The sequence below is a fragment of the Galbibacter pacificus genome (assembly GCF_029603165.1).
GTDB lineage: Bacteria > Bacteroidota > Bacteroidia > Flavobacteriales > Flavobacteriaceae > Galbibacter > Galbibacter pacificus.
Genome location: NZ_JAQSVC010000004.1, coordinates 170,750 through 182,961, shown reverse-complemented (window position 1 = coordinate 182,961; position 12,212 = coordinate 170,750). Strand labels below are relative to the sequence as shown.

General features: G+C 36.8%; 11 protein-coding genes. 5 read left to right on the top strand and 6 right to left on the bottom strand.

Translation table 11 applies throughout. The annotated features are described in order from the left end of the window. Positions 1–2: 2 nt before the first annotated feature. The 4 genes from PSF86_RS12185 to PSF86_RS12170 are packed head-to-tail and all read right to left on the bottom strand — an operon-like array spanning position 3 to position 4,803. Positions 3–3,185 (bottom strand): M1 family aminopeptidase, encoded by a 3,183-nt coding sequence (locus tag PSF86_RS12185; protein WP_277900359.1) that lies wholly within the window; start codon positions 3,183–3,185, stop codon positions 3–5. After that, the gene (locus PSF86_RS12180) at positions 3,182–4,057 is read right to left on the bottom strand and encodes an ABC transporter ATP-binding protein (RefSeq protein ID WP_277900358.1); all 876 of its coding nucleotides are present in this window, start codon (positions 4,055–4,057) and stop codon (positions 3,182–3,184) included. The genes PSF86_RS12185 and PSF86_RS12180 overlap by 4 nt, the downstream gene beginning before the upstream one ends. A 29-nt stretch (positions 4,058–4,086) precedes the next feature. Next, a complete protein-coding gene (locus PSF86_RS12175; RefSeq protein ID WP_277900357.1) occupies positions 4,087–4,290 on the bottom strand; it encodes a helix-turn-helix domain-containing protein in 204 nt (67 codons plus the stop codon). 3 nt (positions 4,291–4,293) lie between these two features. Continuing rightward, entirely contained in the window at positions 4,294–4,803 is a 510-nt protein-coding gene (locus tag PSF86_RS12170; protein WP_277900356.1) for a DUF2975 domain-containing protein, read from the bottom strand. 156 nt (positions 4,804–4,959) lie between these two features. Here PSF86_RS12170 and recO point away from each other — a divergent pair, with 156 nt between their 5' ends. The 5 genes from recO to PSF86_RS12145 all read left to right on the top strand — a co-directional run bounded on the left by recO (position 4,960) and on the right by PSF86_RS12145 (position 11,015). Further along, the gene (recO, locus tag PSF86_RS12165) at positions 4,960–5,676 is read left to right on the top strand and encodes a DNA repair protein RecO (protein ID WP_277900355.1); all 717 of its coding nucleotides are present in this window, start codon (positions 4,960–4,962) and stop codon (positions 5,674–5,676) included. A gap of 136 nt (positions 5,677–5,812) precedes the next feature. Next, complete coding sequence (gene ileS / locus PSF86_RS12160; protein ID WP_277900354.1) at positions 5,813–9,214, top strand: isoleucine--tRNA ligase; 3,402 nt, start codon at positions 5,813–5,815, stop codon at positions 9,212–9,214. A gap of 4 nt (positions 9,215–9,218) precedes the next feature. Further along, positions 9,219–9,602 carry a TraR/DksA family transcriptional regulator gene (locus PSF86_RS12155; RefSeq protein WP_277900353.1) on the top strand — a complete coding sequence of 128 codons (384 nt, stop codon included), beginning with the start codon at positions 9,219–9,221 and terminating at the stop codon, positions 9,600–9,602. 107 nt (positions 9,603–9,709) lie between these two features. Continuing rightward, positions 9,710–10,333 (top strand): DUF4097 family beta strand repeat-containing protein, encoded by a 624-nt coding sequence (locus PSF86_RS12150; protein ID WP_277900352.1) that lies wholly within the window; start codon positions 9,710–9,712, stop codon positions 10,331–10,333. A 64-nt stretch (positions 10,334–10,397) separates the two neighbouring features. Further along, a complete protein-coding gene (locus PSF86_RS12145; RefSeq protein WP_277900351.1) occupies positions 10,398–11,015 on the top strand; it encodes a lipoprotein signal peptidase in 618 nt (205 codons plus the stop codon). A gap of 16 nt (positions 11,016–11,031) precedes the next feature. On the opposite strand, the gene PSF86_RS12140 is transcribed toward PSF86_RS12145, so the two are convergent. Together PSF86_RS12140 and PSF86_RS12135 are read right to left on the bottom strand one after the other, a co-directional pair. Beyond that, positions 11,032–11,595, bottom strand: a complete 564-nt coding sequence (locus PSF86_RS12140) for a 5-formyltetrahydrofolate cyclo-ligase (protein ID WP_277900350.1) — start codon at positions 11,593–11,595, stop codon at positions 11,032–11,034. A 3-nt stretch (positions 11,596–11,598) separates the two neighbouring features. Next, on the bottom strand, positions 11,599–12,006 hold the full coding sequence (locus PSF86_RS12135; RefSeq protein ID WP_277900349.1) for a response regulator: 408 nt from the start codon (positions 12,004–12,006) through the stop codon (positions 11,599–11,601). Positions 12,007–12,212 lie beyond the last annotated feature (206 nt).

The window sequence follows — 12,212 nt, the reverse complement described above, 5'->3', positions numbered from 1 at the left end:
GTTTAATCAAAAGAAGGGGACGTTGTTGATACTAATAACGATTTTATTTTTGGATGAAATTTTGCATCAGAAACCCGAAGTATTTCATCCAGTAAATCTGTCGCTATAGGTTTCGGGTTAGGATATTTGTATTTGCATAAAAAATTCTTCAAGGCTAAGTTCAACCGGTCTTCTCCAATTAACTTGCTTATTTCAGCAAAAATTACGGCTCCTTTAGAATAGGCTATATAAGGCTGGTTTTTGGTAGCCTTAATTAATGGGACGTCTTTATAAAAACCTTTTTCGGCATTATAAATTTGTCGATGTAATTGTATGCGCTCCTTCATTTTTTCTTCACCGTGTATTTTTTTATAAATCATCAATTCTGTATACATGGCAAGGCTTTCGGTGAGCATGGCATACCCTTCCCTGTAATCTGGATTTATTTGATTGTTACCCCACCAAATATGTGAAACTTCGTGTCCAGCAAGCTCATTTATTACATCCTGCTTATCATCTGCCTTAATATTGGCATTGAAGATCATGTTTTCTGTCATAAAAATAACACCCGGGTAAGCTGTGCCGGCAAAACCACTGGTAAATGAAGATACTTCTGCAAAAACAATCTCTTTAAACGGGTATGGGCCAAAGTTTTTGGTGCAATAATCTAATGAAAGTATTGTGTTTTTTATAAGGTGGTCAACATTATTGTCATGCAATGCATTGTACAGAACTTTAATGGTTATGCCATTGTGTATGGTGCTTTTGGACAAATATTTGGCTGAAGATAATGCAAAGCGAAATGGAATGGCGTTTGCCCGATAGGTAAAATAATTTCGTTTTTTATTTTTCCAATGTTTTGTGAGCTCGCCGGTTCCCACGGCTATTTGGTTTTGAGGAGTGGAAATTTCCAACTCTAAATCAATAAAATCATCTGTATTCTCTTTAGGGGCTCCTAAGGGCTTAATGCCTGTGGCTTCCCCCAAATTATATTTATTTCTAATGTTGCTATCCATAGTTTCTTTGCCTTCATCATATCCAAACCGGGGAAAATAATTGCTGATCCTCATGAAAGAACCATTTTCTACAATGGCATTAAAAGCATCGTGACCATTTACAGCGTACCATTTGTATTTTAATTCAAACTTCAATTTTGCGGTGTCGTTTGGTTGAAGTGGCTTTTGTAGAAAAAGTGCTGAAACCGGGTTGTCAATAATCAGTTTTTTATTTTTATATTGATATGAAAATGATTTGATTATAAAATCTTCCGGAACATGAAGCAATATAGAATCTATGGGTTTTTGGTGCATATTTTTAATAACATAACTTCCCGTAATTTTATATGCATGGTCTTCTGGAAACAAATCAATATTGGCAATAACTTTTTTTATGGTTGGTTGGGGAATGTTTTGATATTTTCTATAGATTTTTTCATAACGAACGGCTTTTGTTATAGCCAGATCATTGTCCCGGCGGATATAGCCATGTAGAAAGATGTCGGATATGATAATGCAGAGTGCCAAGAGCAACAAAGAACCAATAATTTTTGCAATACTGTTTTTATGGTTTTTGAAGGTTCCGTACAATAAAAATAGCAGTGCAACTGCCAAAAATCCAAAAGACAAGCGCCATAAGAACAAGGGCAAATATCCGCCATAGCCTAAGAAATCGCTATATGTTCCTTTATAATCGGATAGGAACCTAAATAATGGATTCTTGATGAACCCTTGAACCAATTTGGTGCCAAAAACTACAAAGAACGCCATAGAAATGCCCAATGCGAGATTTTTGTTTTTGATTAAGTTGTTTATGAAAAATAAGAAAAGCGATAAAAGTATAAGCGGGAATGTGTTGAAAACAATAACCCCATAATATGCACTCCAGTCAAAATAAGGAAAATTGTAAAGGAATTGAAAAGTTATAGCCTCCATTATCATTAATAGTGTAAAGTAGCTTATCAAGAACAAAATGCTTCCTATGTTGCCTATTAGTTTTTCTTTGGAATAATATGTAGTGTTCTGTATAACTGAAAATCCTTCCGCTTTACTTCGCCAGAAAATATCATTTACAAAATACACAACAGTCAATCCGCCAATAAAATAAAAAATACCGTTAATGGTTTGGGCCAAGAGCCCCGAACTGGCATAATATTGAGGAAGGCGGATGCCTTTGTCGATATCGGCATACATTTCCATTCCTACATAAAAAAGCAACAAAACGGATATGGCAATTAAAGAGATGCTTTTAAATAAATAGATACAATCGATTTTTGTAAATGAAAGGATTGCGTACCATTTGGATTTAGAGTCGAATTTGGTGGTTGCTTGTGTAAAAGGTGTGAGGGAGGGCTGTGTTTTTGGCAATGGCGCTTTTTGTTTTTTAAATGCTTTGGGTGTAGAAAGGAAGGAAAATAGGCAAATGCCGCCATATAGAAAGCATATTGAACAAATAAAAAAAGAAAGCCTGTTTATCAACCATAAATTTGTGAAAGAAACCACTTGGGTATTACGTTGATAAATTGTAAGATCTTTTCCTTCAAAAAAGTAACTGGACAAACCAAAAGGGTCTACCAAGGCAGAAATGCGTTGTGCAAATAGCGATTGGGGTAATGCCTGCGCCATAAACGGGGCGTTAGAAAATACCATAACCACCATATACAAAACATACAGCATTAATCCACTTATGGCAACCATAAGCTTGTTTTGGAATTTCTGCGCAATAAAAAATAGGATGCTACATATAAATAAGGCATTGCACATACCGAACGTAATAAATGGATAAAGGAAATGCCAAAGGTTGAACCCCGGGCTTATTTCAGTTTCTGTTTGGGCATACAACCCTGCCACATAGCCTGTTATAAGAATAAAAAAGCTGAATAGTGTTGTTGAATAGAAAGAAAAAAAACGTGCACAGGCAAAAGTTTTCTTTTTAATAGGAGTGGTAAAAATGATTAAATTGAAGTTGGAGTCTCTCTCTTTAAACAATAGGGCAAAAGCCAATAAAGTGGCTATTAAAATAATGGCAAGGCTTAATAGCCCAATCATGAAGCCTACCGAATATGGAGCGTTTATGTAGATACCTTCTCCAATATTAATGCTGAATTTGTATCCCGTCCAAAAGCCAATAACTGCTAAAGCAATCAAGGCAACATAGGTATACTTTTGCTTGAGTATTGTATGAAGGTCGTTTAAAAATACCGTATTCATTTTTTGTACCTATTTAAATAATTAAAATACACATGCTCTAAAGAGGGCGTAATAGCGTGAAAACCTATCGGACAAACATCTTCATTAACCGTTATATGCATTACTTTCTCTATAAGTTGCTTGCTAATAACACGGTATTCTGTTTCCAATTTTGACAGTTCGCTTTTTTCAATGGCCTTGGCCCATAATTTACCATTTAGCTGTTCTATAAAATATGTTGGAGCACCTTGAGAAATAATAGCCCCCTTTTCTATAATGGCCATAGTAGAACAAAGATTTCTAACATCTTCTACCAAATGGGTAGAAAGCACTACAATAATATCTTCGCTTAGTTCGCTCAACAAGGTATTAAAACGGTTGCGCTCCTCGGGGTCCAGACCTGCCGTGGGTTCGTCTACAATTACTATTTTGGGTTCTCCCAACAATGCTTGTGCTACACCAAAGCGTTGTTTCATTCCACCGGAAAAAGTATGTACTTCTTTATTTTTTGCATCCAATAGGTTTACCTTTTCGAGTATGTTCATGATTTGTTCGTGGCGTTGCCCCAAATCTTGTATGCCTTTTAACTTTGCTATATGGTCTAATAAATTATAAGCGGAAACCTTTGGATAGACACCAAAATATTGTGGCAAAAACCCTAAATGTTTTTGTATTTTAAAAGGTTCGTTAACAATATCAGATCCGTTAAAAATGAGGCTTCCTTCAGAAGGTTTTTGGAGCCCCACAATAGTTTTCATTAACGAAGATTTACCGGCACCATTGGGCCCTAACAAGCCAAATATGCCATTTTTAATTTCTAAATTTACGGCATTAAGAGCCTGATATCCGTTGTTGTAAACAAGGGATACATTTTTAATTTTCAATGTGTTCATGTATGCTGTTTTATATGTGAAAGAGGGGGTTAATCTACATAATCTATAATATCTCCGGGTTTACATTCAAGTGCTTTGCAAATAGCCTCCAGGGTTTCAAACCGAATGCCTTTTGCCCTTCCTGTTTTAAGAATGGATAAATTGGCGGGCGTAATGCCAATGGTATCAGCTAAATCCTTGCTCTTTATTTTGCGCTTTGCAAGCATAACGTCCAGGTTGATAATAATTGGCATAATTTATATGTATAAATCTTGTTCGTTTTGTAAATCTAATCCTTGTTGAAAAATTTCTGAAATAATAAAAATAAAGATGCCCAGAAACATATGTAAGGCTATAATCATATATATTTCTCTTTCAATTTCCGTAAAAAAGGATGAAATAATAACCAACAGAATGGGTAAAAACAAATTGATGGCATAAAATCGTTTTAAATGGGCAATGTTGGCTACAGTAAATAATTTTTGTTGATAGAAGACCTGAAAAACATTAGAAAGTAGCCAGAAAAACAGCGCATATGCCAAAGTGGGAAGCAAAAATGAAAATACTAAATAAGGTGTGCTGTTGTTCAGAATTAAAAAGGGAACATCTGTAAAAGGATATTCAATAATAGTTTGGCCTGCCACAGGTTTAATATTGGTTTTTGTTACCGAACATATAAACCCATAAATAGCTGTAAAAAAATAAAGCCACGCCAGAACTCTTGTTACAGCGTATAATATTTTGGAAATAATATTGGTTTTTTTCATTGTCTAAGTTTCAATTATTATTGCAAATATATAAAAATTATTGTAAAACAATAATTAATTGTTGTTTTGTTGAAATTTAAAGATAACTTCTTTTATCTTGAAATCAAGCTATATAGAAAAAGCAAATTCCTATTTTTGTTTTTATTCCTATAAAATATGATTGTAACAACCCGGGCCATTGTGCTTTCAGCTATAAAATATGGCGATACCAGTTTGATTGTAAAGCTTTTTACGGAAAGCGACGGGGTAAAATCGTATATGTTGAAAGGGGTATTGTCATCAAAAAAAGGAAAATTAAAAAAAGGGTATTTTCAGCCGTTAACACAGCTAGAAATAGTTGCCAACCATAAAAATAAAGGCACTTTGGAAAGTTTGCGGGAAGTAAAACTTGCATATTCGTATAAAAACCTACAAACAGATGTAAGTAAAAGTTCAGTGGCAATTTTTTTATCCGAAATGTTAGTAGTTTCCCTTCAGGAAGAAGAAGAAAATACTGCTTTGTATAAATTTATAGCTACGGCTTTTGTCTGGTTGGACGAACACGACGAAATAGCCAATTTCCATATTTCTTTTTTGTTGGAGTTAACAAAATACCTGGGCTTTTACCCCGACGATTCACAGCGGGAGGCTCCTTATTTTGATCTTTTAGAAGGAGAATTTGTATATTCCTTGTACAATCAGGTTATCGAGGGGCAACAATTGGCGGTTTTTAAGCAACTGTTGCAACATGGTTTCGAGGATGCAAATATTGTTAAAATGAATAAAACGGTGCGGGCAGATTTGTTAAATAGCTTAATCCGTTATTACCAATTGCACCTGTCCGATTTTAAAAAGCCTAAATCACTGGAAATTCTTCAGCAGATATTTGCTTAAATAATTACAAGTCGTTGTAAATATTAATATTAACCTAATAACATCCCCATGGATTGCTTTTAGGATGTTTAACATGGGTCAATTCACTGGAATTTAGTATTTTTGCCAACTTAAATACGACAAAGGAACTGTTTAAATGAAGTTTACAGAATATAAAGGATTGGATTTGCCCAAAACTGCGGAAGAAGTTCTGAAATTTTGGGATGAGCAAGCAATTTTTGAGAAAAGTATCACCAGCAGGGAAGGTAAAGAGCCTTTTGTTTTCTATGAAGGCCCTCCATCTGCCAATGGATTGCCGGGAATTCACCATGTCATGGCCCGGGCCATTAAGGATATTTTTTGTCGTTATAAAACCCAAAAAGGATATCAAGTAAAACGCAAAGCGGGGTGGGATACACACGGGCTTCCGGTAGAATTGGGGGTTGAAAAAGAACTGGGTATTACCAAAGAAGATATTGGCACTAAAATATCGGTAGAAGAATACAACCGGGCTTGTAAGAAAGCGGTAATGCGCTACACGGACATCTGGAACGATATGACCCGAAAAATCGGGTATTGGGTAGACATGGAGCACCCCTATATTACCTACAAGTCCAAATACATGGAAAGCGTATGGTGGCTATTAAAACAAATCTACGATAAAGGCTTAATGTACAAAGGGTACACCATTCAGCCGTATTCGCCTAAGGCAGGAACCGGTTTGAGTTCGCACGAATTAAACCAGCCGGGAACCTATCAAGACGTGTCCGATACAACAGTGGTGGCACAATTTAAGGCCATAGAAGAAACACTTCCCGAATTTTTAAAAGGGTTTGGGGCCGTTCATTTCCTGGCATGGACAACCACGCCATGGACACTTCCGTCCAATACAGCTTTAACAGTAGGGCCTAAAATTGATTATGTGTTGGTAAAAACATACAATCAATACACTTTCGAGCCCATAAATGTTGTGGTGGCCAAACCATTGCTGAAAAAACAGTTTTCCGGTAAATATTTTGAAGCTGAAAATGAAACTGCTTTTACCGATTATGAAAGCGGGGCCAAAAAAATACCATATTTGGTAATGGCCGAAGGGAAAGGGGCCGATTTAGTCGGAGCCCAATATGAGCAATTGTTGAATTATGCATTGCCATACCAAAACCCCGAAAATGCCTTTAGGGTAATTGGCGGGGATTTTGTTACCACCGAAGACGGTACCGGAATCGTGCATACAGCCCCAACTTTTGGTGCAGACGATGCCAAGGTGGCCAAAGAAGCTACGCCAGAAGTACCGCCAATGTTGGTATTGGACGAAAATGATAATCCCGTTCCTTTGGTAGATCTTCAAGGTCGCTTTAGGGCAGAATTGCCTGAAGTGGGTAGTAAATATGTAAAAAATGAATATTATACCGATGGCGAAGCACCCGAAAAGTCTGTAGATGTAGAAATAGCTATTAAATTAAAAGAAGAAAACAAAGCCTTTAAGGTAGAAAAATATGTGCACAGTTATCCGCATTGCTGGCGTACCGACAAGCCGGTTCTTTATTATCCGTTAGATTCATGGTTCATTAAAGTAACCGAGGTTAAAGACCGGATGTACAATTTAAACAAAACCATCAACTGGAAACCAAAAGCAACCGGGGAAGGGCGTTTTGGAAATTGGTTGCAAAATGCAAACGATTGGAACTTATCGCGTTCCCGTTTTTGGGGAATTCCGTTGCCGATATGGCGTACCGAAGACGGTAGGGAAGAAATTATCATCGGCTCGATTGAAGAGCTAAAAGATGAAATGGCAAAAGCGGTAGAAGCTGGCGTTATGGAAGCTGATATTTTTGCCGATTTTGAAGTGGGGAACATGAGTGAAGCAAACTACGAAAAAGTAGACCTTCACAAAAACATAGTCGATAAAATTGTATTGGTTTCTCCATCGGGAAAACCCATGAAACGAGAAGCCGATTTGATTGATGTTTGGTTCGATTCCGGTTCCATGCCATATGCACAATGGCATTATCCGTTTGAAAACAAAGAAAAAATAGATCAAGGGGGGGGCTTTTTCCCCGCCGATTACATCGCAGAAGGAGTAGACCAAACCCGTGGGTGGTTTTACACCTTGCACGCCATTGGTACAATGGTTTTCGACTCTGTGGCCTATAAAAATGTAGTATCAAACGGTTTGGTGCTCGATAAAAACGGACAAAAAATGTCCAAGCGTTTGGGCAACGCCGTAGACCCTTTTGAAACATTAAAAGAATACGGCCCCGATGCCACGCGTTGGTACATGATTTCCAACGCAAATCCGTGGGATAACCTAAAATTTGATATTGAAGGAGTTGCAGAAGTGCGTAGAAAATTCTTCGGAACGCTATACAATACCTATTCTTTTTTCAGTTTATATGCCAATATCGATGAATTTACTTATGCTGAAAAGGACATTCCATTGAATGAAAGGCCAGAAATTGACCGCTGGATACTTTCAGAATTAAATACATTGGTGCAAAAGGTTGATGAAGCATATGCCGATTACGAACCCACAAGAGCAGCAAGGGCAATCTCCGATTTTGTTCAGGAAAACCTGAGCAACTGGTATGTACGTTTAAGCAGAAGGCGTTTCTGGAAAGGCGATTATGGGCAAGACAAAGTAAGCGCCTACCAAACATTGTATACGTGTTTGGTTACGGTTGCAAAGCTTGGTGCGCCAATTGCACCTTTCTTTATGGATCAGTTGTATAAAGATTTAGTGGCCGCCACCGGAAAGGAAAACTTTGAAAGTGTGCATTTGGCAGAATTCCCCCAATTTGTAGAAAACTTTGTTGATAAATTGTTGGAACGCAAAATGGAGAAGGCCCAAACAATATCTTCCTTGGTACTTTCGTTGCGTAAAAAGGAAATGATAAAAGTACGTCAACCGCTTCAAAAGATAATGATTCCAGTGCTTAACGAGGAACAAAGAAATGAAATTAAAGAGGTGGAAGACTTGATAAAGTCTGAAGTAAATGTAAAAGAAATTGCGTTGATTGATGATGCTTCCGGGGTTTTGGTAAAACAAATTAAGCCTAATTTTAAAGTTTTAGGGCCACGTTTTGGAAAAGATATGAAGCTGATTGTCAATGAGATAAATAAGTTTGACCAGCCCGAAATTCAAAAAATTGAAAGTGAAGGGGCTATTTCTATTGAAATTAATGGAAAAAGCGTTACTTTAGGAATCGATGAAGTCGAGATTTCATCACAAGACATAGAAGGGTGGTTAGTAGCCAGTTCGGGGGCAATCACTGTAGCATTAGACGTAACGATCACAGAAGATTTGCGTAACGAAGGAGTAGCCAGGGAACTGGTAAATAGAATTCAGAACTTACGTAAGGATTCTGGTTTTGAAGTGACAGACAAGATTGATGTTAAGTTACAAAAGGATGGTTTTGTAGAAAAAGCTGTTGAAAACAATATTGAATACATTAAGGCAGAAACCTTAACGGCACGGCTAAATTTCGAGGAGAACTTAGATAATGGTACAGAAATTGCTTTTGATGAGGTAAACACCAAGTTAATTATTCAAAAACACTAGTACTATGGAAACAGATATGAAAGTAAGGTACTCAGATAAAGATCTAGCAGAGTTCAGGGAACTGATTGAAGGAAAAATAGAAAAAGCTTATCAAGACCTTAAGCTTTTGAAAAGCTCTTATAAAAACGACGGCAACAATGGTACAGACGATACTTCCCCTACATTTAAAGCATTCGAGGAAGGGTCTGAAACAATGAGCAGGGAAGCAAATACGCAACTGGCTTTGCGTCAGGAAAAGTTTATCCGCGACCTAAAAAATGCATTGGTGCGTATCGAGAACAAAACGTATGGTGTTTGTAGGGTTACCGGGAAGCTTATCAACAAAGAGCGCTTAAAGCTGGTACCGCATGCTACCTTGAGCATCGAAGCTAAAAACATGCAAAGTTAATTGCAAAAAAACAACACTTAAATATTAAAAAAAGCGCTCTGTTAAGAGCGTTTTTTGTTGCATAAACCTTACCCGCCAATTGGTTGTTATTTTAAAAAGTATTTTCCATGAAGTACATTTTTGCCTTTATTATTTTTCTCAGCGGAGCTTACGTATATTCTCAAAAGGCCATAAAAAAAGTTGTCCTTGCCAAGGAGGTTTCTTTTATAGAGGTAGATGCCAATAATGTATTCAATGTTTCCATGCAAACGCACAAGGGCGATGATGTGATTATTGTAACCAAGATGGAAGGGGAATATCAAAATGAATTTGTAAATACTGTAAAAGAAGAAGGGACCACCTTGTTTATAGGCGTGGAGCAAAGACCGTTATTTAATAAGCCCAACGATAAATTAGGGGCGCATAAAGTAATTTCGGTTTCCTTGGAGATTGAAGTCCCCGAATACAAAGAAGTATATATTTCTGGAAATTATACGGGAATGGAACTCCGTGGCCATTATAAAAGTATAGAGGCCATAACGGCCAACGAATTGATAGTGCTGGACAATATTTCTGGCGGGACCATAAAGGCAAGGACGCGAAACGGAAATATCGTTGCTCAAAAAATAAGCGGAGAGGTACGGGCTAAGAGCGAATACGGAAAAGTATACAAAGGCTCTTTGAAGCCCGGAAATACTAACTTCGAGTTAAATTCGTTGAACGGTAACATTTACATCAATAAAACAGAATAATATCCTTATTTTTACCGCCGTTGAAATATGTATGCCACTAGAAAAGGCAGTTTACTTATAAAATATGTCATTAAAAAAAGCATCCCTGATTATAGTCTTGGTCCTGTTAATAGATCAAGTATCCAAAATATACATTAAAACCCATTTTATTTTAGGAGATTATGTTGAGGTTTTCAGCTGGTTTAAAATTTTGTTCATAGAAAACGAAGGAGCCGCGTGGGGCACTAAAATAAGTGATATAATTCCTTTTATTTCAGATGAGGCCGGAAAACTTTTTTTAACCATATTCAGGCTTGTTGCAATATGCGGAATTGGCTATTGGTTGTACGATTCGGTTAAAAAAAATGCCACACCAACTTTGGTTCTTGCTATTTCGTTAATTTTTGCCGGTGCTTTGGGGAATATTATCGACTCGGTTTTTTACGGACTTATTTTCAACGACAGTTATGGGCAAGTGGCAACATTGTTTCCCCAAGACCCATATGGTTCCTTATTCCATGGAAGGGTGGTAGATATGCTTCATTTCCCGATGATAGACACGGTTTGGCCAGAATGGATGCCTGTTGTTGGCGGGAAAACTTTTAGGTTCTTCGAGCCTGTGTTTAATATTGCCGATGCGGCCATAAGTGTTGGTGTAGGCGTATTGTTGGTGTTCAATAAAAAGGCTTTTCCAAAAAAATAATTCTTTTGCCATTATTTCAAAATTTATAAATGGTATCAGGGGTTACACAAATATCCAATTCAATATCTTGGTGGTGTAGGTCGTTGAATGCTTCTTCCGGAGGAAAGAAAGAGAGCCCTATTTTTATAACATCTTTTCTGCAAGTAGCCAAAAAACGGTCGTAAAACCCTTTTCCATAGCCAATTCTGTTCCCTTTTTTATCAAAAGCCAACAATGGTATAAAAACAACGTCAATTTTATCATTCGCTATTTCGATCCCGTTTTCGGGTTCGGGAATGCCATATTCGTTGATTATTATTTTGGTGTTGTCTGTAAGGAGGTAATTGGTTAAGGTGCTATTTAAAAAATTGCTTTTGGGAATAACCACTTCTTTGTCTTTTCCCTGTAAAATGCTTAAAATAAACGAAGTGTCTATCTCCTTGTGTTTTTCAATGGCAAGAAAGATATGGTAAAAGATTTGGTCCCATATTTTAAGGGATAAGAGTTGGTTGGCAATCTGTATGCTTAAATTTTCAATTTCGCTTTTTGTAAGAGCAAAGCGTTTTTCTTTGTAGAGTTGGCGAAGCTCTTTTTTGTTCATGTACTAAACTTTTTCAAACATTTCCTCCAGTTCACCCAAAGAGATTGGTTTTACCCAATAATCAGATACTTCTTCAAAAGCTTTAGCCCTTTGAATATCTTCCGGGTTAATGGACGAGCTTACCACGTACAAGGTTATGGGATGTTCTAAATCTGACTTAATTTTTACAAATTCCTCCAGAAATTGCCATCCGTCCATGACAGGCATATTAAGGTCCAAAAGAATAACTTGTGGTATTCTCTCTTTTTCGGGTTGTTCAAAAACACCTTTAAAGTAAGAAAACGCTTCACTTCCATTTTCAAAAACCAAAAACTCTTTGCATAATTTTTTGATGTCTAGCAAGCGGGACAGCATTTTTACATAGAGTTTGTCATCGTCAATGATACAGGCTAGGTCAATTTTATGGTTCATTTACATATTTGTTAGGGGTCCAATTATCATAAATCAGCAGCTAAAGATAGTTTTTTTTTAATATTTCAGCCTGTTAAAATGTAATAGTAATCGGCATTTGTACAAAATAATTTTTTTAAGCTAAAAATTGTAATCTTTTTCTCTCATAATTAATAAATAAGGTCTGTTGTTTATGATGTAATTTTAGATTCATTTATCTTTGAAGA

Excerpts from the sequence above, each read along its gene's own strand:
- PSF86_RS12185 (WP_277900359.1), bottom strand. The coding sequence starts at position 3,185 with ATGAATACGGTATTTTTAAACGACCTTCATACAATACTCAAGCAAAAG.
- PSF86_RS12180 (WP_277900358.1), bottom strand. The coding sequence starts at position 4,057 with ATGAACACATTGAAAATTAAAAATGTATCCCTTGTTTACAACAACGGA.
- PSF86_RS12175 (WP_277900357.1), bottom strand. The coding sequence starts at position 4,290 with ATGCCAATTATTATCAACCTGGACGTTATGCTTGCAAAGCGCAAAATA.
- PSF86_RS12170 (WP_277900356.1), bottom strand. The coding sequence starts at position 4,803 with ATGAAAAAAACCAATATTATTTCCAAAATATTATACGCTGTAACAAGA.
- recO (WP_277900355.1), top strand. The coding sequence starts at position 4,960 with ATGATTGTAACAACCCGGGCCATTGTGCTTTCAGCTATAAAATATGGC.
- ileS (WP_277900354.1), top strand. The coding sequence starts at position 5,813 with ATGAAGTTTACAGAATATAAAGGATTGGATTTGCCCAAAACTGCGGAA.
- PSF86_RS12155 (WP_277900353.1), top strand. The coding sequence starts at position 9,219 with ATGGAAACAGATATGAAAGTAAGGTACTCAGATAAAGATCTAGCAGAG.
- PSF86_RS12150 (WP_277900352.1), top strand. The coding sequence starts at position 9,710 with ATGAAGTACATTTTTGCCTTTATTATTTTTCTCAGCGGAGCTTACGTA.
- PSF86_RS12145 (WP_277900351.1), top strand. The coding sequence starts at position 10,398 with ATGTCATTAAAAAAAGCATCCCTGATTATAGTCTTGGTCCTGTTAATA.
- PSF86_RS12140 (WP_277900350.1), bottom strand. The coding sequence starts at position 11,595 with ATGAACAAAAAAGAGCTTCGCCAACTCTACAAAGAAAAACGCTTTGCT.
- PSF86_RS12135 (WP_277900349.1), bottom strand. The coding sequence starts at position 12,006 with ATGAACCATAAAATTGACCTAGCCTGTATCATTGACGATGACAAACTC.